Source organism: Bradyrhizobium sp. AZCC 1610 (assembly GCF_036924515.1).
Classification (GTDB): Bacteria; Pseudomonadota; Alphaproteobacteria; order Rhizobiales; family Xanthobacteraceae; genus Bradyrhizobium.
In genome coordinates, this window is the sequence record NZ_JAZHRR010000001.1 from 6,693,826 (window position 1) to 6,719,188 (window position 25,363).

General features: G+C 62.5%; 22 protein-coding genes. 13 read left to right on the forward strand and 9 right to left on the reverse strand.

The features are described from left to right. The first annotated feature begins 77 nt into the window (after nt 1-77). Entirely contained in the window at nt 78-479 is a 402-nt protein-coding gene (locus V1279_RS32825) for a PTS sugar transporter subunit IIA (protein WP_024339151.1), read from the forward strand. After that, entirely contained in the window at nt 476-802 is a 327-nt protein-coding gene (locus tag V1279_RS32830) for an HPr family phosphocarrier protein (RefSeq protein WP_334444601.1), read from the forward strand. Before V1279_RS32825 ends, V1279_RS32830 begins: the two co-directional genes overlap by 4 nt. 188 nt (nt 803-990) lie before the next feature. Here V1279_RS32830 and V1279_RS32835 read toward each other — a convergent pair whose 3' ends face one another. The 4 genes from V1279_RS32835 to V1279_RS32850 form a co-directional block, all read right to left on the reverse strand. Continuing rightward, nucleotides 991-1,788 carry an SDR family NAD(P)-dependent oxidoreductase gene (locus V1279_RS32835; RefSeq protein WP_334444603.1) on the reverse strand — a complete coding sequence of 266 codons (798 nt, stop codon included), beginning with the start codon at nt 1,786-1,788 and terminating at the stop codon, nt 991-993. Nucleotides 1,789-1,818: 30 nt separating this feature from the next. Continuing rightward, a complete protein-coding gene (locus V1279_RS32840; RefSeq protein WP_334444605.1) occupies nt 1,819-3,429 on the reverse strand; it encodes a glycosyltransferase family 39 protein in 1,611 nt (536 codons plus the stop codon). 73 nt (nt 3,430-3,502) lie between these two features. Then, nucleotides 3,503-4,270, reverse strand: coding sequence for a M15 family metallopeptidase (locus tag V1279_RS32845; RefSeq protein ID WP_334444607.1), 768 nt, complete (start codon nt 4,268-4,270; stop codon nt 3,503-3,505). Next, complete coding sequence (locus V1279_RS32850; protein WP_334444609.1) at nt 4,271-5,629, reverse strand: YARHG domain-containing protein; 1,359 nt, start codon at nt 5,627-5,629, stop codon at nt 4,271-4,273. Between the two features lie 159 nt (nt 5,630-5,788). Here V1279_RS32850 and lepA point away from each other — a divergent pair, with 159 nt between their 5' ends. Both lepA and V1279_RS32860 read left to right on the forward strand, forming a co-directional pair. Then, entirely contained in the window at nt 5,789-7,600 is a 1,812-nt protein-coding gene (gene lepA / locus V1279_RS32855) for a translation elongation factor 4 (RefSeq protein WP_334444611.1), read from the forward strand. A 180-nt stretch (nt 7,601-7,780) separates the two neighbouring features. Then, entirely contained in the window at nt 7,781-7,912 is a 132-nt protein-coding gene (locus V1279_RS32860) for a hypothetical protein (protein WP_334444613.1), read from the forward strand. A 2-nt stretch (nt 7,913-7,914) separates the two neighbouring features. On the opposite strand, the gene V1279_RS32865 is transcribed toward V1279_RS32860, so the two are convergent. Next, a complete protein-coding gene (locus V1279_RS32865; protein WP_334444615.1) occupies nt 7,915-9,504 on the reverse strand; it encodes a hypothetical protein in 1,590 nt (529 codons plus the stop codon). 268 nt (nt 9,505-9,772) lie between these two features. Here V1279_RS32865 and V1279_RS32870 point away from each other — a divergent pair, with 268 nt between their 5' ends. Then, nucleotides 9,773-11,002: an MFS transporter gene (locus tag V1279_RS32870; RefSeq protein WP_334444617.1), complete on the forward strand. Its 1,230-nt coding sequence runs from the start codon at nt 9,773-9,775 to the stop codon at nt 11,000-11,002. An 18-nt stretch (nt 11,003-11,020) separates the two neighbouring features. Here the strand turns inward: V1279_RS32870 and V1279_RS32875 are convergent, their stop codons facing one another. Further along, complete coding sequence (locus tag V1279_RS32875) at nt 11,021-12,817, reverse strand: alkaline phosphatase D family protein (RefSeq protein WP_334444619.1); 1,797 nt, start codon at nt 12,815-12,817, stop codon at nt 11,021-11,023. A gap of 241 nt (nt 12,818-13,058) precedes the next feature. Here V1279_RS32875 and V1279_RS32880 point away from each other — a divergent pair, with 241 nt between their 5' ends. Both V1279_RS32880 and V1279_RS32885 read left to right on the forward strand, forming a co-directional pair. After that, the gene (locus tag V1279_RS32880) at nt 13,059-14,231 is read left to right on the forward strand and encodes an acyl-CoA dehydrogenase family protein (RefSeq protein WP_334444621.1); all 1,173 of its coding nucleotides are present in this window, start codon (nt 13,059-13,061) and stop codon (nt 14,229-14,231) included. Between the two features lie 118 nt (nt 14,232-14,349). Continuing rightward, the gene (locus V1279_RS32885) at nt 14,350-14,826 is read left to right on the forward strand and encodes a DUF1801 domain-containing protein (RefSeq protein WP_334444623.1); all 477 of its coding nucleotides are present in this window, start codon (nt 14,350-14,352) and stop codon (nt 14,824-14,826) included. 101 nt (nt 14,827-14,927) lie between these two features. Here V1279_RS32885 and V1279_RS32890 read toward each other — a convergent pair whose 3' ends face one another. Beyond that, nucleotides 14,928-16,751 carry a putative bifunctional diguanylate cyclase/phosphodiesterase gene (locus V1279_RS32890; protein WP_334444625.1) on the reverse strand — a complete coding sequence of 608 codons (1,824 nt, stop codon included), beginning with the start codon at nt 16,749-16,751 and terminating at the stop codon, nt 14,928-14,930. A gap of 319 nt (nt 16,752-17,070) precedes the next feature. After that, the gene (locus V1279_RS32895; RefSeq protein ID WP_334444627.1) at nt 17,071-18,255 is read right to left on the reverse strand and encodes an FAD-dependent monooxygenase; all 1,185 of its coding nucleotides are present in this window, start codon (nt 18,253-18,255) and stop codon (nt 17,071-17,073) included. A gap of 118 nt (nt 18,256-18,373) precedes the next feature. Between V1279_RS32895 and V1279_RS32900 the strand changes: the two genes are divergently transcribed. From V1279_RS32900 to modC, 6 genes are all read left to right on the forward strand, one after another. Then, entirely contained in the window at nt 18,374-19,375 is a 1,002-nt protein-coding gene (locus V1279_RS32900) for a Bug family tripartite tricarboxylate transporter substrate binding protein (RefSeq protein ID WP_334444629.1), read from the forward strand. Between the two features lie 147 nt (nt 19,376-19,522). Continuing rightward, on the forward strand, nt 19,523-20,500 hold the full coding sequence (gene mepA, locus V1279_RS32905; protein ID WP_334444631.1) for a penicillin-insensitive murein endopeptidase: 978 nt from the start codon (nt 19,523-19,525) through the stop codon (nt 20,498-20,500). Then, nucleotides 20,500-21,021 carry a Spy/CpxP family protein refolding chaperone gene (locus V1279_RS32910; RefSeq protein ID WP_334444633.1) on the forward strand — a complete coding sequence of 174 codons (522 nt, stop codon included), beginning with the start codon at nt 20,500-20,502 and terminating at the stop codon, nt 21,019-21,021. The genes mepA and V1279_RS32910 overlap by 1 nt, the downstream gene beginning before the upstream one ends. 201 nt (nt 21,022-21,222) lie before the next feature. Next, nucleotides 21,223-22,008 carry a molybdate ABC transporter substrate-binding protein gene (gene modA / locus V1279_RS32915; protein ID WP_334444635.1) on the forward strand — a complete coding sequence of 262 codons (786 nt, stop codon included), beginning with the start codon at nt 21,223-21,225 and terminating at the stop codon, nt 22,006-22,008. After that, entirely contained in the window at nt 22,008-22,703 is a 696-nt protein-coding gene (modB, locus tag V1279_RS32920) for a molybdate ABC transporter permease subunit (RefSeq protein ID WP_334444637.1), read from the forward strand. Before modA ends, modB begins: the two co-directional genes overlap by 1 nt. Before the next feature lie 2 nt (nt 22,704-22,705). Further along, nucleotides 22,706-23,365 carry a molybdenum ABC transporter ATP-binding protein gene (modC, locus tag V1279_RS32925; RefSeq protein WP_334444639.1) on the forward strand — a complete coding sequence of 220 codons (660 nt, stop codon included), beginning with the start codon at nt 22,706-22,708 and terminating at the stop codon, nt 23,363-23,365. Nucleotides 23,366-23,502: 137 nt separating this feature from the next. On the opposite strand, the gene ilvD is transcribed toward modC, so the two are convergent. Further along, nucleotides 23,503-25,347: a dihydroxy-acid dehydratase gene (gene ilvD, locus V1279_RS32930; RefSeq protein WP_334444641.1), complete on the reverse strand. Its 1,845-nt coding sequence runs from the start codon at nt 25,345-25,347 to the stop codon at nt 23,503-23,505. Between the last annotated feature and the right edge of the window lie 16 nt (nt 25,348-25,363).

The following is a 25,363-nucleotide window of genomic DNA, read 5'->3' on the forward strand; positions in this document are numbered from 1 at the left end:
CTCTTGCGCGGGGCCTCTGGATGGTCAAAGTGGCGCGTTCGTGCGGTGCACCAAAAAGCACCCGCGAGGAGTTTCCGATGATTGGTCTAGTGCTTGTGACCCATGGGCGCCTTGCCGACGAGTTCAAGGCGGCGCTCGAACATGTCATGGGTCCGCAAAAACAAATTGAAGCCATCACGATTGGAGCCGAGGACGACTCCGATCTGTGTCGAAGCGATATCATCGAAGCGGTGAATCGCGTTGACAGCGGTGATGGTGTCGCGATCCTCACCGACATGTTCGGCGGCACGCCTTCCAACCTTGCGATTTCCTGCATGAGCCGCCCCAAGGTGGAAGTGCTCGCAGGCATCAATCTTCCCATGCTGGTCAAGCTCGCCAAGGTGCGCGAAGAGCGCTCGCTTCCCGACGCCATCGCCATGGCCCAGGAAGCCGGCCGCAAATACGTCACCATCGCCAGCCGCGTGCTCGCCGGCAAATGAGCGACGAGGCCTCGCCCGAAAAGGAACTCGGGCCGAGCGTGCCTGCGGGCGCCATTTCGCGGGAACTTCAAATCATCAACAAGCGCGGCCTGCACGCGCGGGCCTCGGCCAAGTTCGTCCAGATGGTCGAACGCTTCAATGCCGAAGTCTGGGTGACGCGCGGCAGCGAGACCGTCGGCGGAACCTCGATCATGGGGTTGATGATGCTGGCGGCGGGACCGGGAACCTCTGTCACGGTCTCCGCGATCGGCCCCGATGCGCAGCAAGCGGTGGATGCGATCGCCGCGCTGGTCGCTGACAAGTTCAACGAAGAAGGCGTGTGATTCTGTTCGGCTCCCTCGCCCCGCTCTTGCGGGGTCGAGACGAGCGAAGCTCGCTCTTAGAGGGTTGGGGTGAGGGGCTCTCTCCGCGAAGCCGGTGCGAATTGATGGACCTGTACCCCCCGGATCGCTTCGCAATCCGACCTCTCCCCGCGAGCGGGGCGAGGTAAACCAGAGCCATTCCAAATCTATCAAAACGGATTGGTGACAATCCCGCCGTCGACACGAAGCGCGGCGCCGTTGGTGGCGCTGGAGGCTTTCGAGCAGACGTAGCAAATCAGGTTGGCGACCTCTTCCGGCTTGGCGTAACGCTGCAGCAGCGATGCCGGGCGGCGTTCGGTGAAGGTGCGCTGGACCAGATCGTCGACGGTGGTTCCGGCAGCCTCGGCGCGCGCGGCCAGGCGGACCGGCGCCATCTCGACCCAGGTGGGGCCCGGCATCACCGAATTGACTGTTACGTTGGTGCCCTTGGTGGTCTCCGCTGCGCCGCGCGCGATGACGAGCTGCGCCGACTTCGAGAAACCGTAATGCACCATCTCCTTCGGTATATAGACGCCGGACTCGCTGGAGACGAACACGACGCGGCCCCAGTCCTTGTTATCAAGCATCCGCTTCAAATAATGCCGGGTCAGCCGGACCCCGCTCATGACGTTGACTTCGAACATTTTGGTCCAATCGGCGTCTTCGATCTCGAAGAAGCCCTTCGGCTCGTAGATGCCGAGATTGTTGACGAGGATGTCGACGTCGGGGAATTGCTCCACCAGCGCGGCACAGCCCGCCGCATGGCCGAGATCAAACGTCGCCGCGTGCACCTTGGCCGACGGTGCGGCCTGTTGGACTTTTGCCACGGCCTCGCCGACCGCCGCCTTGTCGCGCCCGTTGACGATCACCTCCGCACCCATTTGCGCAAGCCCGATTGCGGTCGCGAGCCCGATGCCGCGCGTCGAACCGGTGACGAGCGCCGTCTTGTCCGTCAGGTCGAGATCCATGCGTTACCCCTTTTGATTTTCTTGTAGCCGCTATTTGGCCGGCGGCACGATGAAGATGTTCCAGGCCGTCGCGGGGCCGGGCATGCCCAAGAAGAATCGCCGCGTGGTCATCACCATGCGCTCGCCATTGGCGGCATGGGTCTTCATCCACGCCTCGCATTTTTCGAGCTTCCAGTCGCCGACCTCGCAGATGCCGATGAAGCCCGATCGCTTCGCTTCGTCGAGCGAAGTCAGGCCGGACGACCATGGCTCGTCAGGGGTCAGCGGCGCCGGATGATCGGGGCTGTAGAAGGTGACGGGCTGGCCGGTATCGGTATAGGCCGCAACCACCGGCCAGCGCGAATGAAAGCGCGTGTGCCAGGCTTCCGTCAATTCGCGGGCGAGTTCGGAACGCGCCCGGTAGGTCGCGCCTGCGGTGCGCTTTTCGCCGAGTTCATAGGCGACGATCTTTGGCGATGCCGCCAGCACGACGAGCGAAATCACCAGCCAGGTCGCCGTCAGATTCAACAACGCGATTTTCCGGACCCGCACCGCTGGGATCGCGATCAGCGCGAGCGGCAGCAGGAAGAACAGCGGGATGCCCCAGTCGGTCTTGATGTAGACGTGGAATATCAGCGCGCCGAGTGGCGGCCCGATCGCCACCACCGCCTGGATGATCCAGACATTGAGCGCCTGAGACATGTTCACGCCCGAATTGGCGCCACGCGCCAGAGCCGGAAACGGCGTCAAGCGGAGCGGCCGCCAGCCAAGCGCGATCGCGCCGAGCACCACCGGCAAGGCCAGCAGCGCGAGATTATGCAAGACATAGCCGAGTGCGAGATCGTCGATCATCGCGCGGTCAGTGAGGGAGTAGGTATCGCCGGCATAGGTGAGCGGGACGAAATTGACCTGCTTCAGCCACATCAAATGCGGCAGCATCGCCACCACTAGCGTGGCAATCGCGACCCACGGCGCCGGCGAGCGCAGGAATTGCAGGCGCGCGGGATGGATCAGCGCGGCAAGGCCGATGGCGCCGATCATGGTCAGCACCCAGTATTTGGTCATCAGCGCCAGCGCACCGGCGAGCCCGAGCCACACGCCGGACCTGATGCTGCGCTTCTCGAACGCGTCGAGATAAGCCAGCACGACGAGCGGCAGCGTGACGAGCTGCAACAGGTCCGGATTGTACTTGAAACCCTTGAAGTTGAAGATCGGATAGAGCGCCAGCATCACCACGACGAAGAACGCGCGCCGGCGATCGACCACGCGCAACGCCAGCAGCCAGCAGATCACGAGCCCGCAAGCCAGCGTCGCCATCGCCAGCGCATAGGTCGCCCAGTCGGTGACCGGAAACAGCATGAACCAGGCGCCGGCGACCCATCCCGACAGCGGCGGGTGCTTGCCATAGCCGAGGAGGAACTTCTGTCCCCAGGCGTAGGCTTCCGCGACGTCCATGTGAACGTCCTGCCCGGTCTTCAGATTGACCAGGATCAGCGTCCACAGGACCGCGTGAACCACGGCAAAGCCGGTCACCAGCCACAGGCCGGCCATAGGTTCGGTCTTGGGATCGCCGGCGCGCGAGGCCAGCCACGCCCCGAGCCGCCGGATCGTGGGAATGCGCTTGCCGCGCGCGGCCGTGGGCAAAATGGATGCAGTCGACATGGCTCGTGCCTAGCGCGTTTTTGCGGCTGGTGAAATCAGCTTGGCGTGAACGAAGGCCTTAGCCGCCCCGGATTCATTTGCCCAGAAGTTCCGGACGATACTCGAAGTGCATGGTGTCGTAGTGATACCACTTGCCGCCCCAGATGAATCCGTGGCGCTCGAAGATGTCGACAATCTGTTGCGGCATTCGGTTCTTGTAGGAAATGGACTTGCCTTTTTCCGCCCACAGCCAGTAGTCCGAGTACTTCAAGTTCAAGTCGATGGCGGCGGCGTAGCCGTGCATACTCATCTTCCCGGTATCGGCGACGTTACGGCACGACAGGACGCCCGCGATTGGAAATGCGGCCGCGCGCACCGCGGGATCCAGCGCATCGATCTCCGCAGACACCTGCTTGAGGCGCTCGGCCACGCCATTGACCCGTGTGACCTGGACCGGTTTGCCCCATGATCGGGGTAACCAGATAATCGTCACGAGATTCCGTTTGACCTCGCCCGCATTGCAGTCGCCATACATTTTTTTGAAGAAGGCCTCGTTCCGGAATCGTCCAGGATCGACATTTGGAGCAGGCAGCGCAGATGCTCCCGTGGGATATGCCAGCCGCATCTGATCGAGAATGGACGCATTGCGTAACAACTGCTCGAACGACTTCTCGGCAACGCCGTCGTCCACGGGCATGATGGTGCCGTCGCGCCAAGTAATCGTCTTGTCGTCGTGCCCTGACAGAGCATCGGGATAGGCGCGAACGAGCCGATCCAGCAGCCTGCCTCTGCTTTCGCCATGCGCGAACGCTGGCATGAGCGCTAGAACGGCAAAGGCACAAACCGCCCACCGCGTGGCCATTCAACGCTTCCCGGCCTGCTCGATCAGCGCGATATTGGCCTGTTCGGTCGCATTGAGCCTCGGATTCCAGGTGTTCGGTGCGTACCAGGAGAACCGCTCGAAGCGCGCCTTGAGATCGGCAGCTTCGAAATAGCGACCCCTGCGGGCAAAAATCTCGTTGCGGGCGATCCGAAGGTCGTCCTTGGACATTCGCTGCAGATCGCCGGGCGTCAGCAGGCGGCGGTCGGAATCAGGAAAGATGAAGCCGCTCTGCACTGCGCCCCCGCCAGACTCGAACCGATCGATCAACGCGACGTTCGCGCGCTCGACCGCGTTGAGGTCGGGATCCCATGTGTGCGGAGCGTACCAGGCGAACTTGCTAAATCGCGCGGTGAGGTCCGGCGCATTGAAGTAGCGGCCGCGCCGGGCAAAGATTTCATTGCGGGCGATCCGCCGATCGTCCTTGCTGAGCTTGCTGAGATCGCCCTCGGAAAGATGGCGGCTGTCCGAGTCCGGGAAGATGAAATCCGGCTGCGCGCGCGCAACCGGCGATGCGAGTGGAGGCAGGTTTGTTGTCGGCGGCAGCACCGTTGACGACGGGTCAGCTGTTGCAACCTGCGCCGGCGCGTTGCCGGAAAAGTAAAAGGTCCCATCGATCGGCGAGGTCGATACCCAGGGTTGCTGCGCGCTTCCGGTGGCACGTTTGACGACCAGGCCGACCTGATTGAAGGTCTGCAGCACATCGAGCCCGGGTTTTTGCATCGTCTCGACCAGCGCTCGCGTGTAGGGGCTATGTCCGTCATCGCCATCCAGCGCGACGTTGCCCGGCTGAGTCGCGTAGGACAGCAGTGTGCCTTCCGGTGCGCGGACTTGGGCGAGACCACCGTCAGCGGTGCGAAGCCCGCGTCCGCCGAACGGGTTGTTCCTGCAGGCGTCCAGAATCACGATATTGAGCCGCGTTCCCGCCCCTTCCATCTGGCGAAGCACCAGATTGACATCGACCATCTGGAAATCGACGTCAGCCTCGCGCGTGGGATTCGCCGAGACCGGAACCAGATAATTCGTTCCACGGACCTGGATGCCGTGGCCTGCGTAGTAGAACAGCGCGACGTCCGCGCCCATCAGCTGACTGCCGAAGCGCTGGACGGCGGTGTCGAAGCCTGCCTTGTCCAGCTCCACCTGGGCCTGTCCGCCAACCAAGGTGAAACCCAGCCGCTTCAGCGTGTCGGCCACCAGCAGCGCGTCGCTCTTCGGATGCTCCAGCCGCGATACGTTCTGATAGGCCGAATTGCCGACGACCAGCGCTACGCGCTTTTCGGCAACTGCCGGCGAGACGAAAAGCACGGCGAGCAGCCCTGCGGCAAGAGTGGTCCAGCGCATCGTCGGATCCAGGTTTTCGATGGCGCCAGATCTAGCAGAAAGACACCCGGAAATCGATAACCGGAGGCCCCGGAAAAGCCCGGCTGATTCGTCTCCACACCCCCTTGGAATACAGCAAGATGGTTGCCGCACGGGGGTGTGAATGCTATCCCGCGCCCCATGACAACCGTCCCCATTTCCAACATCCGCAACTTCTCCATCGTCGCCCATATCGACCATGGCAAATCGACGCTGGCCGACCGCCTGATCCAGATGACGGGCGGGCTGACGGACCGCGAAATGGCGGGCAAGGAACAGGTGCTCGATTCCATGGATATCGAGCGCGAGCGCGGCATCACCATCAAGGCGCAGACGGTGCGGCTGAACTACCGTGCCAAGGACGGCAAGGACTACATCTTCAACCTGATGGACACGCCCGGCCATGTCGACTTCGCCTACGAAGTCTCGCGGTCGCTGGCGGCCTGCGAGGGATCGCTGCTGGTGGTCGACGCCAGCCAGGGCGTCGAAGCGCAGACGCTCGCCAACGTCTATCAGGCGCTCGACAACAATCACGAGATCGTTCCGGTCCTCAACAAGGTCGACTTGCCCGCGGCCGAGCCCGAGAAGATAAGGCAGCAGATCGAGGACGTGATCGGCATCGATGCGTCGGAAGCGGTGATGATTTCGGCCAAGACGGGCCTGGGCGTTCCAGACGTGCTGGAAGCGATCGTGACCCGCCTGCCGCCGCCGAAGGGCGACCGGGATGCTACGCTGAAGGCGCTGCTGGTCGATAGCTGGTACGACGTCTATCTCGGCGTCGTCGTGCTCATTCGCGTGGTCGATGGCACCATGAAGAAGGGTAGCCGCATCCGCATGATGGGCACCAATGCAGCCTATGATGTCGAGCGCGTCGGCTTCTTCACGCCCAAGATGGAGCAGGTCGACGAACTCGGCCCCGGCGAGATCGGATTCATCACCGCGGCGATCAAGGAAGTGGCCGACACCCGCGTCGGCGACACCATCACCGATGACAAGAAGCCAGTCACCGAGATGCTGCCGGGCTTCAAGCCGGCGATCCCCGTTGTGTTCTGCGGCCTGTTCCCGGTCGACGCCAACGATTTCGAGACGCTGCGCGCCGCGATGGGCAAGCTGCGGCTCAACGACGCCAGCTTCTCTTACGAGATGGAAACTTCGGCGGCGCTGGGCTTCGGCTTCCGCTGCGGCTTCCTCGGCCTCTTGCATCTGGAAATCATCCAGGAACGGCTGTCGCGCGAGTTCGACCTTAATCTGATCGCGACGGCGCCGAGCGTGATCTACAAGATGCACCTGACCGACGGCCAGGAGATCGAGATCCACAACCCCGTCGACATGCCCGACGTGGTCAAGATCGCCGACATCGAGGAGCCCTGGATCGAAGCCACGATCCTCACGCCGGACGAATATCTCGGCAGCGTGCTGAAACTTTGCCAGGACCGCCGCGGCGCGCAGAAGGAGCTGACTTACGTCGGCTCCCGCGCGATGGTGAAATACGATCTGCCGCTCAACGAAGTCGTGTTCGATTTCTACGACCGCCTGAAATCGGTCTCCAAGGGCTACGCCTCGTTCGACTATCATCTGACCGATTACAAGGTGGCGGATCTCGTCAAGATGCAGATCCTGGTCAACAACGAGCCGGTCGATGCGCTGTCGATGCTGGTGCATCGCGCCCGCGCCGAGGGCCGCGGCCGCGCCATGGTCGAGAAGATGAAGGAACTGATCCCGCCGCACATGTTCCAGATCCCGATCCAGGCCGCGATCGGCGGCAAGGTGATCGCCCGCGAAACCGTCCGCGCACTGCGCAAGGACGTCACCGCCAAATGCTACGGCGGCGACATCACGCGCAAACGCAAACTTCTGGAGAAGCAGAAGGAAGGCAAGAAGAAGATGCGGCAGTTCGGCAAGGTCGACATCCCGCAGGAAGCGTTTATCGCGGCGCTGAAGGTGGATAGCTGAGGCGAATGCTCAACCGCCAAAGCATGATGAGATTGGGTCCGGTCTGAGGCTTCCGTGACCGGACAACAAAAATATCGAAAACAACCCCATGCAAAGTAGCCGCCGATTGCCGGCGTGATGCCTCACGGGCAAATCAGCGGCACGACGCCATCATCGCAGCGCGTGTGATCGGTGGGGCGCTTGCCAAATTCATCGGAACCGACGCAATCCAACATCACGCTCAAACGCATGCTTCTGGAGATGCGGCAGCAGTTCGGCAAGGTCGACATCCCGCAGGAAGCGTTCATTGCGGCGCTGAAGGTGGGTAGCTGAGGCTATTTAGAGGGTGGCGGATGGCGCTTCGATTGATTTTTGATCCAGTCGAGAGTCTGATTCAACCAGTTGAGCTCCCTCCCCTTGGCAGCTAACCGCCGCAGCTGGGATTCTAGCGAAATTACAAATCCTAGCTGCGCTGTTGAGTGCTCCGCTAGTTTATTGAAAAAAGCGGCTATCTCGGTATCGGAGGCCTTATCCAGACCCCGCGTAACCAAGGAGGCCACAATCTCAAAAGACTTGGATCGCTTTAATCCTTCGCCCGCAACGAGTACGGTCGCGCCGGCACCAACTATGAGAGCGGCGGAACCCGAAGCAACTGCTCCAGCAGATAGCGCGGCAAGAACCGCCGCGGTAGAAACGGTGATCGCAACGTTCTTGATGGTCGCATCAGCTACAACTCCTGAGCGTTCAAGATTCGAGCCTTTTCCAATTTCTTCTGTTGTACCTAAAACAAACGCTGCAGCCGCTTGATCGATAATGTGTGGCTTATTTTGTAAGCTCCGCGCGAACTCGACAGCTGCTTCGCGATACTCGATTTCTTCCTTTGGATTCCGCTGGAAACGTTCTTCGTCAGCTAGAAATTCGGTACCCGCAGCGGTAGAGAGTACAAATGTACCGTGCAGGTGCAATAGACTTTCAACTGCTTCGTGGACCTGCGTATCTAGAGAGGGCAACTCTTCCTCTGATATCTTTTTCTTGGTAGCCCTATCTGCATTAGCTAGCCTAACACCTTCGACATAGAGAAGAGCAAAATCAATATCTTCGAGTTTTTGATCTACAAGCTTCGAGTATGCAATAGCGCGATCTCGCAGATGCCAATGAGGTACATTGCCCGCACCAAGGCTAGTTACCAAACCTGTCGAAATATCTCTCAGGTTCGGGTGTAACTTTCTCAGACGATCAACATTGTTGCCTTGTCGATCAAGAAACTGAGGCGGAGCGAATGATATCACGCCACGCTCATTAATTTCAAAGTGAGGGCCGTGGCCTTGTTTTGGCGGAATCGGAGGAGGCACGTCTCGCGTCTCGGCTTCATCCATCAGCCCCGAACCTTGTGCCGTGACGAAAGTGCGGAACGTCGCCTCGCAGGCTTTCGATTTAAAGTTGGGGCCGAAAAGGTCGCCCTTGATCATGTTGATGTCCGGCAGACGCCGGATGAGTTCCCAATCGGATAAGCTAGCGGCTGGCGTCGGGTCATCAATTGTCAGCGTGCCGCACCGTACCGTGTACTCTTTACCCGGTTCCAAAAAAGCTGGAATGGCTTCCGGCGGCAGCGGGTCCGGAGGACCGGTGATGACACCCTTTGCAAGTAGGTCCTGCCAATCGGTGAAAGAAAAACCTAATTGGACATCCTCACCGAGCGTAAAGGTACCCGCGCGATCAAATTCGCGTCGCAACCGGAAGTACCAAGCATCAGTTATCTGTGTCTTAGTTGCATTCAGCATCCCGATCACGCCGATGGTCCGACGATATTCATCGAGATCGGTCTTATGAATTGCGGGATCGCCCGCTCGGATCCAGATTCGGCAGGTGCTGTCGGTTGTCGCACCGACCACTGGACCCAGCCCCGGTGGACGCAAGCTTGCCATGCTTCCTCCCCCAATTGAAATCTCGCACCAATCTAGGACGTAGCATCCTACACATACAACGTGAAGTCGATTCTGTCTCTGCTTCACGTGCGCCTGACCGCGTCCCACTGCAACCGTCCGTTCGATCAAATTGAAACTGGACTTCAGATTCTTGATTTGACGCGTTTTCTTGAAGCGGGTCGGTCTCTGCGCACGTCTTGATCGGCGACGGCGAATAGGCCACCATTACCCCGCGCATACAAACAACATCACACGCGCAAGGAAACGCATGAGCAAGTCCTCCAGATCTTCCTACGGCTGGGTTGTGGTTGCTGTGGGCGCGCTGATGACCTGCGTCGCGTTCGGGTCGATGTTGTCGCTGGCCGTGTTCCTGCAGCCAATTTCGGAGACGATGGGCTGGTCGCGCAGCGGCGTGTCGGCGGCGGCCACGATTGACTTTCTTGCCATGGGACTGTCGGCGTTCTTCTGGGGCGCGCTGTCCGACCGGTTCGGCACCCGCATCGTCGTACTATCAGGCACGCTGCTGCTCGGCGCCGGGCTGATCGGGGCGAGCCAGGCCACGAGCCTGTGGCAGTTCCAGCTGGCGTTCGGCGTCTTGATTGGGATTTCGGCCGGCAGTTTCTACGCGCCGATGGTTGCAGCGGCGAGCGCCTGGATCGAACACCACCGCAGCCTCGCCGTTGCGCTGGTAACCGCCGGCATGGGCGTTTCCCCGCTGACGGTCGCCCCGTTCGCGAGCTGGCTGATCACGACCTATGACTGGCGCACGGCGATGCTGGTGATCGGCATTGTCGCATTGGCGCTGTTGATTCCGGCTTCGTTGCTGGTGCGACAGCCGCCGGCGCCGTCAACATCGGCTGCTGCAAATGGGGCGGGCGTGCCTGAGGGGCAGCAGTGGACCGTCGGGCAGGCGCTGCGAACACCACAATTCATCATCCTGGCAGGAGCGCATTTCGCCTGCTGCGCAGCGCATTCCGGACCGATCTTCCACCTGGTGAGTTACGCCATGATCTGCGGCATCGCGCCTTTGACCGCGGTCACCGTCTACAGCCTTGCCGGCTTCTCCGGCCTCGGCGGCCGGCTGCTGCTCGGCGTCCTGGCCGATCGCTTCGGCGCCAAGCACGTTCTGGTCGGCGGCCTGTTCGTGCAGGCTATGTCGATCGCCACCTTTCTCGCGGTCGGCCAGCTCGGCGAATTCTACGCGCTGTCGGTGATCTTCGGTCTCGCCTATGGCGGCGTGATGCCGCTCTACGCCGTGCTGGTGCGTGAATATTTCGGCGTGCGCATCATGGGCAGCATGTTCGGCGCCGTCTCCGCCTTCGCCAGCCTCGGCATGGCGCTGGGCCCGCTCGCCGGCGGATGGGTGTTCGACACCTTCCACGCCTACAACTGGCTCTATGTGGGGTCCTTCGCGATCGGCATGGCTGCGGTCGCCGTGGCGCTGAGCTTCCCGTCAGCCAAGCGACCGTCGCTCGATCTGGGGCGGGCGGCGGCGTGAATTGAGCTTTGGCCTGCGTCAGCTCCAACTGGCGAGTTGAAGCGTATTGATCAGTGGCTGCTTGTTGTTGTCAGGACCAACAAGAACCGGGTTACCTTCCTTGTCAAACACGCGCACGGTGAGCGTGCTCGCCGCCTTGTCGAGATCGATACGCGTGAAATTATCCTCCTGGGTGTAACCGAACGATTTGTAATGCATGGCCGCATCCGTTCCGATCGGGAACGGGTCACTCTGCTTGGCATCCCGCGAATTGTGCACGTAGTTGTTGGGGTCGCCATCGGCGAACGGGAACGGCCAATAGAATGCAGAAGAGGTAATCGAGAACGCCTTGAGGCCCTTGGCGTCCTTGCCATCAAACTCGATGACCGCCGTATTCGAGCAGTGAATATCACCGGCGAGAAACACGACGTTCTGGATCTTTTCATCGACGATATGCTTCAGCAAGGCGAGCCGGGTGTTCGGATAAGCCGGCCAGCTATCGCTGTCATTGCGGCGGTCGCGATTCCAGTATTCGCCGAACAGCATGTTGTCTGCGGTCTTTGACTTGATCCCCTTTGTCATTCCTTGAACAGGCGCGATGCGCTCGCTCATGTCGTTCGGAACGAAAACACTCGAGGTAACTATAAATTTCGGCACGTTCTTGCGCTGCTTCTGCTGCACCGAAAGCCAATCGAGCAAACGCTGGAGCTGGCCGGGATGATCCGGATCGATGCTCGGGCGACCCAGCAAATGGTTGTCGCGCAGGCCGACCTGATCGTCCTTGAAGCGTTGCGTCCGCGTGTCGAGCACGAAGGTCGGATAACCGCCGCACTCGAACGTGTAATAGAATAGTTGCCCGAACGTGCGCGGGCTGTGACTCCACTGGTAGCTCTGATAGGCGCCGATGGCGATATTGAAGAGATGGTGCTGTCCCTGGTCCGTGACCCGGTCTTGCGTCCAATTGTCCTCGATTTCGTGATCGTCCAGAATCATGTAAGTGGTCGAGCTGCGCAGGAGCTGACGCAGATTCGGTCCGCTATAGGCGGTCAAATACCGCTCCTGGAATTCCTCGAAGGTGTCGGCCCTCAGAATCGGAATCATGCGGTTCAGCATGTCGGCATAAACCTGGTCCCCACACATCATGGTATAGCGGGCCGGCTTGCCCAAGGGGCCGCCTTTGAAGTGCGCCTGCATCGGTCCGAAGATTCGATCGGCTTCCTTGATCTTCCACAACAGACCCGGATAACGGCAGGAGCCGAGCAGAAAGGACAGGGAGTCTTCGACCGCGCCGGCCGCCGCTGGGAAGGTCCGGAACGTGGCCTGACATTCTGTTTCCTTGAAATTAGGCCCGAGCAGTTCGCCCTTTATCTTGTTGATATCTGGCAGACGTTGGATCAGCTCCCAGTCGGACAGGCTGGCGGCGTTCGGCATAGGGTCGTCGATCGTCAGCGTACCGCACCGCACTGTGTATTGCTTGTCCGGCTCCAGCGGCCTGGCAATGGCTTCCGGCGGCAGCGGAGCCGGAAGACTGTTGATGACGCCCTTGGCAATCTGTTCCTGAAAGTCGGTCGAATAAAAGCCTAGCTGAACGTCCTTGCCGAGCGCAAAAGTGCCCGTGCGATCGAATTCGCGCTGCAAGCGGAAATACCACGCATCGGTCACCGTCGCCTGGGGCTTGCTTGTGTCCAGCATCCCGATCACGCCGATCGTTCGGCGATCTTCATCGAGGTCGGCCCTGTGGTCCGCGGGATCGCCGGCACGAATCCAGATGCGGCAGGTGCTGTCCGTCGTCGCACCGACCAACGGTCCCAGTCCCGGAGGGCGCAAGCTAGCCATCGTATTCTCCCCCGATACCTTTCGATCAGATGAAATTAGCCCACAACTTCAACGTAAAGTCGAGTGCCCCTGAGCGGCCACTGGCGCCCCGTCGCGCGTTGACAATGCCATGGAAGACCGCCCGGGCAAGACTCGGGCGCGATGCCTTGTGCGAAGGACGCGATCCCATTGCCTTGATCGAGGGCGGCGGATGGGTCACCATCGCGGCTAAGCCCAAGAACAAGAGAATGCGAGGAAGCGCATGAACAGGCATCCCGGCCTCGACCTCGTCGAGCGTGCACGCGCGCTGGCGCCATTGATCGTGCGCGACGCCGACGAGATCGAGCGGACGCGCCGATTGACGCCAGCGGTGACACAGGCGCTGATCGAGAACGGGCTTTACCGCGCACTGCTGCCGCAAAGCTTTGGCGGCGCCGAGGTGCCGCTCGAAACCTTCATGCAGATGCAGGAGGAAATCGCCAAGGCGGATGCCTCGACCGCGTGGTGCCTTGGCCAGTGCAGCGTCTGCGCCATGACCGCGGCCTATCTCGATCCCGACGCCGCCAACGAAATCTTCAACGTCGCGCCCGGCATCCTGGCCTGGGGCGCGATCAACCATGAAGTGCAGGCGGTTCCGGGCGGCTACAAAGCCAGCGCACGCTGGGATTTTGCCTCCGGCTCGCGGCAGGCAAGCTGGTTGGGCGCCCATGTCCGCGTTGTCGAGGCCGATGGCACGCCGCGGCGCAAGCAGGATGGCTCGCCGGAGATCCGTACCATCCTGTTTCCGGTGACCAGCGCCACCATGTATGACGTCTGGGACGTGATTGGCTTGCGGGGCACCGGCACCGATTCCTATTCGGTCGACGACCTCTTCATCCCTGAAAAATTTGCAGCGCTTCGCGACGAACCCCAGGCCCGGCGCGAAAACGGGCCGCTGTACAAGCTCTCCACCAACATGGTGTTTGGTATGGGCTTTGCGGCAACCTCGCTCGGCGTCGCCCGCGCGACGCTCGACGCGGCGATCGACCTTGCCCGCGCCAAGACGCCGCAGGCGCTGAACGCGATGCGCGACAACAATGCCGTGCAGGGATTGATCGGCCGCACCGAGGCGACCTTGCGCGCGGCGCGCGCCTATCTCTACGCGACCGCGGCCGAAGTCTGGCGCGATCTGGCGGGCGGCGGGGCCACCACGGAAGCGCATCGCGTAGCGCTTCGCATCGCCACCACCTGGACCATCCATCAATCGGCTGCCGTCGTCGACACCGCCTATCACATGGCGGGCGCCACGGCCGTATTCAACGCCAACAAGTTCGAGCGCCGCTTTCGCGACATGCATGCGATCGCGCAGCAGATTCAGGGCCGCCACGCCCATTATGAGGATGCCGGCAAGGCGATCCTGTCAGGCGATCTCGATACGCCGCCGACGGCGCGTTGAGGCGGCCGTCCCGGTTCGGGCGGTGCGAAGGCGCCAATAATGCTCCAGTCTTCACTTCCGCCTGTCTCCTCCGTGCTTTAGGCTACGCGCAACAGTCTTGGCGGGTGCCGACAGGCGGATGAAGAAGCCAACAGAGAGAACCGCAAGGCGCGTAGTGGCGCGGCCGCGCGGGCATTTTGCAGAGCCCGCGGTGGATGCGATCTTCAGTGCCTACCCCACTCCGGTCAAAGCAAGACTGCTCGCGCTGCGCCGGCTGATCTTCGACACCGCCAAGACGACCAAAGGCGTCGGCGCTCTTGAGGAGACCCTGAAATGGGGGCAGCCGAGTTATCTCACGACCGAGAGCAAGAGCGGCAGCACGATCCGGATCGACCACGTGAAGGCGGAAGCCGGCCGGTACGCGGTCTACTTCCACTGCCAGACCGATCTGGTCGAGACCTTTCGCGAACTCTATCCGGAACTGCGGTATGGCGGCAACCGTAGCATTCTGCTCGACGCTGGCGAGGAGGTGCCCGAGAAAGCGTTGCGCCACTGCATCGCGCTGGCGCTGACATATCATGCGCGGAAGCGGAAGACGGCCAATAGACGCGCGTAGCCCGGATGGAGCGAAGCGCAATCCGGGACAGACTGGTGGACTGCACCTGGTCCGCTGCGCGATGGCCCCGGATTTCGCTTCGCTCCATCCGGGCTACGCCACTACGCCACCAGTGCCGCGCCATAGCCGCCCTGCGTCTTCAACATGCTCACGATCTCCGCGCTGGGCCGCGCGCGGCTGAACAGAAAGCCCTGCCCCTCGTGGCATCCCTCGTTGCGCAGACAGTTTAATTCGGCTTCGGTCTCGACGCCCTCCGCCGTGATCGTGACGCCCAGGCCCTTGCCGAGGCTGATGATCGAACGCACGATCGCCTGCGCGTCGGGGTTGGCGGCGAGGTCGCGCACGAAGGACTGGTCGATCTTGATCTTGTCGAACGGAAAGCTGCGCAGGTAGCTCAGGCTGGAATAGCCGGTGCCGAAATCGTCCATCGAGATGCGAACACCAAGCGCGCGCAGCGCATGCAGGGTCGCCAGCACCTCGCTGCTCTTTTCCAGAAGCAGCGTCTCCGTGATCTCGAGTTCCAGGCGCCTCGCCGGCAGGCCGGATTGCTTCAGCGTATCCGTTACCAGCGACAGCAGATTGCCGAGGCGGAACTGCAGCGGTGACAGATTGACCGCGACGTGGACATCGTCGGGCCATTGCGCCGCATCCGTGCAGGCGCGGCGCAGCATCAAACCGCCGACGGCGTTGATCAGTCCGGTTTCCTCCGCAACGGGGATGAATTCGGCCGGCGAGATCATGCCGCGCTCGGGATGCGGCCAACGCACCAGCGCTTCGAAGCCGGTGATGCGCCCGTTCGAAAGATCGACCAGCGGCTGGTAATAGGGCCGCAGCGCATCGCCCTGGACGGCCTCGCGCAGCTCGGTTTCGATCTTGCGGCGGGTCTGGGCTCGCGCGTCCATTCCGGCCTCGAAGAACGAGAATGTGCCGCGCGAATCGTTCTTGGCGCGCGACAATGCGAGGTCGGCGTTCTTCAACAGCTTCTCGGATTCGTCGCCGTCGCCGGGCGACATCGCAATGCCGATGCTGGCGCCGATCACGACGGAATGCCCGTCCAGAAGATAGGGGTCGCCGATTGCGTCCAGCAGGCGCCTCGCCAGGAACGCCGCATCCTCAGGCCGCGTCACCCCGCTCTGGACGATTGCGAATTCGTCGGAGTTGAGCCGGGCCAGCGCATCGTCGTCGCGCAGCATCGATCGCAATCGCTTGCCAACGCCGCCCAGGAGCTTGTCGCCGATGCCGTGGCCGAGCGTATCGTTGACCGCCTTGAAATGGTCGAGGCCGAGCACGAGCACCGCCACCTGCTCGGCGTTGCGGCGTGTGCGCAGCAGGATATCGTCCATCTGCTGACGCAGCAAATTGCGGTTCGGCAGCCCGGTCAGGCCGTCATGCTCGGCCATGAAAGTCAGCCGCGCCTCGGCGCGTTTGCGTTCGGTGGTGTCCATCAGCGCCAGCAGGATCGCAGGCCGATCGCCATAGACGAGTTGGCGTGAAAAGATCGCCAGATCGATCAGCGTGCCGTCGGCCCGGACATGCTTCCACGTGCGCGCAGTGCGCTCGTCGCCGGTCCATGGCAGCTCGGCGTCGAAGGCCTGCAGGCTGCGGATCGTCAGCTTCTCGAATTCGCTGCGGCTGTAACCATAGTGCTGGATCGCAGCGTCGTTGACGGCGAGAATGCGTTCGTCGCCCATCGCGCAGACGATCATCGGAACCGGATTGCTGTCGAACAGCAGCCGGAACGAGGCCTCGCGCTGTTTCAATTCGGTGATATCGACGCGCAAACCGATGATGCAGCCATCATCGGTCTGCGAGCGACGCCCGCGTTTGGCGGGAGGCTTGGGCCCGGATTTTACCGGCCGACCGCGAAAGCGGACAATCGCCGCCTGCTTGGGCTTCCCTGCTGTTGTTCGCTTCTTCGTCGACATCGCAACGCCTACTCCGCGCAATTGTGCGGGCGATGTTTGCAGATAAGTATCTGAAAAAAAGGTATCTCTTGCCGCAGAAAGGGCACACGTGCAGCCACATTCACTGCCCTGCCGGAAAGTCATGCGCACGCTCTGCGTGTATCGATTTTGACACAAATCGCAAGTTCCCGGGGCAAAATCGTCGCGCTCGCACAACAGGCCTGCGACGCGCGCCCCGGATGCACAAGGAATGCGCGAAACGCCGCGCGTGCTCATGACTATACGTCAACGATCGACAGGGTTATCGCGCGGTTAAGAACGGTGGCGACATAACGCCTGTTCAACTCAAGGCAGCCGCCGCGGCTTGCGCTTCCGGCACGACGTCATGATCGTAAAGCCGCCTGCGAAACGCCGCATGCGCTGATATCTCGGCATCGCGAACGCCGAGATCGGCATAGGAGGAGTCGTAGCGCATGCCGTTCTCGCGCGCACCGCGCTGAACCGCCGCCACGCGCTCACGTCGCAGCCGCTCATACGCAAGCAGCGCCGCCGGCACGCTGGCGCGTGACATCAGCGCCAGAATTGTCGCCAGCGCCATGCCGTCCTCGATCGACTGGTTGGCGCCCTGGCCGAGATGCGGCAGCATCGGGTGCGCGGCATCGCCGAGCAGCGTCAGCCGACCGCGCGTCCAGGTCGGCAGCGGCTCGCGGTCGTACAGCGCCCAGCGGAATGTCTTTTCAACCTGGCTCAGCAGGGTCCCGATACGCGGGTCCCAGCTCTCGAACTCGCGGCGGAGCACGTCGGGATCTCCCGGGGCCGACCATGATTCCTTCATTTCCGCATCGGCCGGCACGAAGCCGACATAGTTGATGAGTTCGCCGGACCGCACCGGAAAGGTGAGGAAATGTTTTCCCTTGCCGAGCCACATCTGCCAGCAATCAGTCGGCCAGTGCGGAATGCGTCGATGCGGCAACACGCCACGATAGGCGACGGACCCGTGAAAGACCGGCCGCGACGGCGGCGCGGCAAAAGGCCGGAGTTCGGAGTGGATGCCATCGGCTGCAATGACGACGTCGCCTTCGGCCACCGCACCGTTGGCGAATGACACGCGCGCGACCTCGCCCGCCTGCTCAAAGCCGATACCGCGATGTCCCGTGCGCACCACGCCTGGTGGCAATGCGTTCGACAGCATCTCGACGAGGTCGGCGCGATGCATGCCGAAGGTGGCGTTCCAGCCCGCGGAGTCCGTCACCTGGACCGGGGCTATCGGCGCGCCGTCGTGGCGAAAATAGTGAGAGCCGTGGCCGACCCTGGCGCCCCATCGTTCCACCTGAGGGCCGAGGCCAACCCGCTGCAACTGGCGCACGCTGTTCGGCGTCAGGAATACCCCTGCCCCGACCTCGCCGAGCGCAGGGGCCTGCTCATAGACGAAAACACGGAAGCGCTGAGCAATCAGCGCGTTCGCGGCGAAGAGCCCGCCAATTCCGCCTCCAATGATCACGACAGTGAGCTGCGGCTGCCTCATTGTCCCACGCAAAAAATGCTTCGGAAGCTTGCTCGTTCAAGCTATCCTTCCTTGCTGCAAACACCAAGCGCCGACAGCTCAGACTGGACGGAGTAAAACGGCAGCGGGAGGAGTTTGAATGCCCGGCTCTGCGCCAGCTTTGCTTCCCGTCCGCCGTAAATTGGCGGTCCTGACGCTGCTTCTGGCCTTCGCCGCGCATGGTCACACGCCGGCGCTGGCCGGTGATTACCCGGACCGTGCCGTAAAAATCGTCGTTCCATTTCCGGCCGGAGGAACGGCCGACGCGATTCCACGAATTGTCGCCGACTGGCTGTCACGCAAATGGAGCCAGCCGGTGGTCATCGAGAACCGCACGGGCGCCGCCGGAAACATCGGCGCCGAACAGGTCTACCATTCGGCGCCCGACGGCTACACCCTGCTCTCGTCACCGCCGCCGCCGCTTGTGATCAATCACAATCTGTACCCCAAGCTAGGCTTCGATCCGACAAAGTTCGAGCCGATTATCGTCATGGCCCAGGTGCCAAATGCGCTGATCGTCAACCCGAACAACATCAAGGCATCGAGCGTGCCCGAGTTGATCGAATACCTGAAAGGCAATTCCGACAAAACCATCTGCGCCACGCAAGGTAACGGCACGACCTCGCATCTGACCTCGGAGCTGTTTCAACTGCTGGCAAAGGTAAAGCTGCGGCACATTCCGTATCGCGGCTCGGCGCCAGCGCTGCAGGGTCTTGTCGCCGGCGACGTCGATGTCATGTTCGACAATCTCGGCGTCTCGCTGGCGCTGGTTCAGGCCGGCAAGCTGAAACTGCTCGCGGTGGCCTCGCCCGACCGTCTGCCGGCGCTGCCGGATGTACCGACGATGGCCGAAACGCTGCCGGGTTTTGAAGCGGTCGCCTGGTACGGCATCGTGGCGCCGCCCAAAACTCCGAAGAGCATCGTCGACAAGATCAATGCCGATGTGAACGAGGCATTGCGCCAGCCCGAGGTGCAGGACCAGCTCAAGAAACTATCCGTCGCAATTTTCGGCGGACCGGTCGACAGGACATCCGCCTATATGCGCGAGGAAGTCGACCGGTGGGCCGCGGTGATCAAGTCGGCCAATATCGAGCTGCAGTAGGTCGCCGCCTCAATTGATCTCAATCCGCGTGTTACGTGGTTCGGCGCAGCCGGGAGCACTGGCTGTGCGGCGATCAAGCGATTGCGACAGCTTCGCCTGTCCCACGTTCTCGATTTCATGGTATGCTCGGATGAATAGAGTGATCCGATGATATCTCGCCTGCTTCTGATCCCGCTCATAACCCTAATGGCCGCCGTCAATGCCACGAGCGCATGGACGCAGGACAAGGGCACGGTCAACCCGAAGCCGCTGCCGCCGCTCGCCAATCCCAACGATCCCAAGATCGCCGCCAAGGAGCTGTTCGGCCGCAAAGCGCTGCCGGCGGCGATGCCGACGCGCGTGCACGGCTTCTATGCCCATGGCTGTATCGCGGGCGCGGAAGGGCTGCCGATCAACGGCGACACCTGGCAGGTGATGCGGCTGTCGCGCAATCGTTACTGGGGACATCCCGACCTGATCGCGCTGCTCAAGCGGCTCGCCGCCAAGGCGCGCAGGGATGCCGGCTGGCCGGGCATATTGGTCGGCGACATGTCGCAGCCGCGCGGCGGGCCGATGCTTACCGGACACGCCAGCCATCAGGTGGGGCTCGATGCCGACATCTGGCTGACGCCGATGCCGAACCGGCAACTGTCGCGCAACGAGCGCGAGGAAACGTCCGCCGTGATGATGGTGCGCGCCGACCGGCTCGACATCGATCCGCACGCCTGGACGCCGACTCATCTGGCGGTGATCCGCGCCGCTGCGCTGGAGCCGAGTGTCCAGCGCATCTTCGTCAATGCGGCGATCAAAAAGGCGCTGTGCCGTGAAGCCAGGGGCGACCGCCACTGGCTCCACAAGGTACGGCCGATGTACGGCCACGACTATCACTTCCACATCCGCATCAAATGCCCGCCAGGGGCCGGCGAATGCGAAAGTCAACCCGAGCCGAACGAGGGCGAAGGCTGCAGTGCGGGCGACCTTGCCTACTGGTTCAGCGATGCCGTGCTGCACCCGAAGCCGCCAAAAGTGCCGCCGAAGCCGAAGCCGCCGATGACGATGGCGGAGTTGCCACCCGCCTGCAGGGCGGTGCTGAACGCGCCGGATGCCAAACACGAAGTGTCAAGCAGACCCACCGGAGAACGATGATGAAGATTTGGTCCCTGATTGCATCGATCGCATTCGTCACGAGCGTACACGCACAGACGCCGTATTCCGGGATGCAGACGCGCCCGATCAAGGCGCTTTCCGAGCAGCAGATTGCCGACCTCGGCGCCGGCCGCGGAATGGGCCTGGCGCTCGCGGCCGAACTGAATGGCTATCCGGGGCCATCGCACGTTCTCGAACTCGCCGACAAGCTCGCACTCTCCGCCGAGCAGCGTGCCAACGTGCAGCGCCTGTTCGATTCCATGAAGGCCGAAGCAATGCCGCTGGGCGCGAAGCTGATCGAGCAGGAAGCCGAACTGGACAAGCAGTTTGCAACCCGCACGGTCACGCCGGAAAGTCTGAAGGCGTCCACCGCGGCCGTTGCGGCGACGCAGGGGATATTGCGCGAAACCCATCTGAAATACCATTTGTCGACCGGAAGCATCCTGACCCCGTCGCAGATGACAAAGTATGCGGAATTGCGCGGTTACGGCGGCGGGCACAAGCGACACCACCACCATTGACACCCCGGCTGCACCTTGCAGGCCGGTGCAGCCGCCTTTACCTCCTCTTCCATCCTGACTATTGTCAGGGCTGGCGACATCCCGATCGACCGCAAGTCCTCCAGGGAATACCGGAACGGCGCTTCCGACAGTCGCCTTAACCCAACCAACGCCTGTCTTGCGCGCGGTAACCGCGGCTCGCAATCATGCATGGAGCGCCCGATGAATCGTCTTGCCGGCCTTTTCGTGGCCTTCGCCGTATCGTTAGCGGTCATTCCGCCCCCCGCCGCCGCGCAGGACAAGTCGCTGACGATCTTTGCCGCGGCCTCGATGAAGAATGCGCTCGACGAGATCGACGCCGCCTATACCGCGAAGTCGGGGGTCAAGATCACCGTCAGCTACGCTGCGAGTTCTGCGCTCGCCAAGCAGATCGAACAGGGCGCACCGGCCGACGCGTTCATCTCCGCCGACACCGACTGGATGGATTACGCGACGTCGAAAAAGACGATCAATGAATCGAGCCGGATCAATCTGCTCGGCAACAGCATCGTGCTGATCGCGCCAAAGGATTCCAAGGTCGACAATCTCACCATCGGCCCCGGCTTCGATCTCGCGAAGCTCGCGAGCGACGGCAGGATCGCTACCGGCGATGTCAAGTCAGTGCCGGTCGGCAAATACGGCAAGGCGGCGCTTGAGAAGCTTGGTTCATGGCAGGCCGTCGAAGCTAAATTCGCCATGGCCGAAAGCGTGCGCGCCGCGCTGACGCTGGTCGCGCGCGGCGAAGCGGTGCTGGGTATCGTCTACTCGACCGACGCCAGGGTCGAGCCCGGCGTCAAGATCGTCGGCACGTTCCCGGCCGATTCCCATCCGGCGATCGTCTATCCCGTCGCGGCGACCACCACCGCAAAACCGGAGGCCTCGGGCTATCTCGCCTTCCTGCGCTCGACGGCGGCGAGGACCATTCTTGAAAAATACGGCTTCAAGTTCCTCGTCAGCCCTTCCACCTGATGTTCGATATCTCGCCCGCCGAATGGACGGCCATCCTGCTGTCCCTGCGCGTCGCCATCATGGCGACGCTGGTGGCGACGCCGTTTGGCATCGCGCTGGCGTGGCTGCTGGCGCGGCGGGAGTTTTGGGGCAAATCGTTTCTTGATGCTCTGGTCCATTTGCCGCTGGTGCTGCCGCCGGTCGTCACCGGATATCTGTTGCTGCTGACCTTCGGCCGCCGCGGCCTGGTCGGCGCGTGGCTCGCCGACCATCTCGGCATCGTGTTCGCGTTTCGCTGGACCGGGGCGGCGCTGGCCTGCGGCATCATGTCGTTCCCACTCCTGGTGCGGCCGATCCGGCTGTCGATCGAGGCGATCGACCGCCGACTGGAACAGGCATCGAGCACGCTCGGCGCTGCACCGTGGCAGGTGTTCGCCACCGTGACCCTGCCGCTGGCGCTGCCGGGCGTACTCGCCGGCATGGTGCTCGGCTTTGCCAAGGCGATCGGCGAGTTCGGCGCCACCATCACCTTTGTCTCCAACATCCCCGGCGAGACCCAGACCATCTCGTCCGCGATCTATTCGCTGATCCAGACCCCAGACGGCGACAGTGCGGCCGGGCGGTTGGTTGTCGTTTCCACCGTTATCGCAATGGGCGCCCTGATCGCATCCGAATGGTTCGCGCGGCGCGCCACCAAACGCCTGCACGGGAATTGACCATGCTCCGCGTCGACGTCACCAAACAGCTCGGCGAATTCTCGCTGGAAGCCGCGTTCGAAAGCCAGGGCCGCGTCACTGGCCTGTTCGGCGCGTCCGGCGCCGGCAAGACTTCGCTGATCAACATGATCGCCGGACTCTTGCGGCCCGATCGCGGCATTATCGCGCTCGACGGCGAAACGCTGGATGACACGGCTGCAGGTGTCCACGTGCCGCCGCACCGGCGGCGGATCGGCTACGTGTTTCAGGACGCGCGGCTGTTTCCGCATCTCGACGTACGGCAAAACCTCGACTACGGCCGGCGCATGAATGGCCTTGCCGTGGATACGGCGCAGCACGCGCGCGTCACCGACCTGCTCGCCATCGGCCATCTGCTCGACCGCCGGCCCGGAAAACTCTCCGGCGGCGAGCGCCAGCGCGTCGCGCTCGGCCGCGCGCTGCTGTCAAAACCGCGCCTGCTGCTGCTCGACGAGCCGCTGGGGTCGCTCGACGAGGGCCGCAAGGAGGAGATTCTCCCCTATCTGGTACGGCTGCGCGACGAGGGCATTCCGATGGTCTATGTCAGCCACGACGCCGCCGAACTGCGTCAACTGGCGACGCAGATCGTCATGCTCCAGCGCGGCCGCGTGACCGCGCTGGGCGGCGTCAAGGTGCTAACTTAGGTGAGGACGGTTCGTAGGATGGGTGGAGCCTGTAGCCCGGATGAAGCGAAGCGCAATCCGGGACAGTTTCAAACGCGGATCAACCCGCCCCGGGTTTCGCTGCGCTTCACCCGGGCTACGAGGCTACCCTCAGAATCTCACTCCGGAACGATGCGCACCGCGCCGCGGGCAGCACTCGTCGTCAGTGCCGCATAGGCCTTCAGCGCCATCGTGACATTGCGGCTGCGCTTCCTGGCGGGCTTCCACGCCTCCGCTCCGCGGGCCAGCATGGCTTCGCGGCGCTTTGCCAGCGTGACGTCATCGACCACGAGGCTGATCGAACGCGCGGGGATGTCGATCTTGATGCGGTCGCCATCCTCCACGAGGCCGATCAAACCGCCTTCAGCGGCCTCCGGCGAGATGTGGCCGATCGACAAGCCCGACGAGCCGCCAGAGAAGCGCCCGTCGGTGATCAGCGCGCAGACCTTTCCGAGCCCCTTCGATTTCAGATAGCTGGTCGGGTACAGCATTTCCTGCATGCCGGGGCCGCCGCGCGGGCCCTCGTAGCGGACCACGACGACGTCGCCGGCCTTGATCTTGTTGCCGAGAATCCCTTCGACCGCTGCGTCCTGGCTTTCGAAGATGCGCGCCGGCCCCTCGAACTTCAGGATGCTCTCGTCGACACCGGCGGTTTTGACGATGCAGCCGTCCAGCGCGAGATTGCCCGACAGCACCGCAAGGCCGCCGTCCTTTGAATAGGCGTGCTCGGCGTCGCGGACGCAACCGGTCGCACGATCGGTATCAAGCTCCTCGAACCGGCGTTCCTGGCTAAACGCCACTTGCGTCGGCACATTGCCCGGCGCGGCCATGAAGAATTTGCGGACGCTTTCGCTCTTGGTCCGCTTGATGTCCCAACGGCTGAGCGCATCCTCCAGCGTCTTGGAGTGCACCATCGGCAGGCCGCGGTTGAGCAGGCCCGCGCGGTCGAGCTCGCCGAGAATGGCCATCACGCCGCCGGCACGGTGGACGTCTTCCAGATGCACATCCGCCACCGACGGCGCCACCTTGCAGAGAACAGGCACCCGCCGCGACAGGCGGTCGATATCCTGCATCGTGAACGGCACCTGCCCTTCATAGGCCGCCGCCAAGAGATGCAGCACCGTGTTGGTCGAGCCGCCCATGGCGATGTCGAGCGTCATGGCGTTCTCGAATGCCTTGAAGTTTGCGATTTTGCGCGGCAATGCGGTTTCGTCGTCCTGCTCGTAATAGCGACGCGCCAGATCGACGATCAGGTGCCCGGCTTCGACGAACAAGCCCTTGCGGTCGGCATGCGTCGCCAGCACCGAGCCGTTGCCCGGCAGCGCCAACCCCAGCGCCTCGGTGAGACAGTTCATGGAATTGGCCGTGAACATGCCCGAGCACGAGCCGCAGGTCGGGCAGGCCGAGCGCTCGATCGCTTCGACCTCGGCGTCGCTGACGTTGCTGTCGGCGGCCGCGACCATGGCGTCGATCAAATCGACCGCGCGGACCTTGCCCTTGAGATTGACCTTGCCGGATTCCATCGGTCCGCCCGAGACGAACACGGTCGGGATGTTGATCCGCAGCGCCGCCATCAGCATGCCGGGCGTGATCTTGTCGCAGTTGGAGATGCACACCATGGCGTCGGCGCAATGCGCGTTGACCATGTACTCGACGCTGTCGGCGATGATCTCGCGCGACGGCAGGCTGTAGAGCATGCCGTCATGACCCATGGCGATGCCGTCATCGACCGCGATGGTGTTGAACTCCTTGGCGACGCCGCCGGCTTTTTCGATTTCGCGGGCGACAAGCTGGCCGAGATCCTTCAGGTGCACGTGGCCGGGCACGAACTGGGTGAAGGAATTGACCACGGCAATGATCGGCTTGCCAAAGTCCTCATTCTTCATGCCGGTGGCGCGCCAGAGGCCGCGTGCGCCCGCCATGTTGCGGCCGTGGGTCGTGGTCCGGGAACGGTAGGCGGGCATAGTCTGTCCTTTTGGA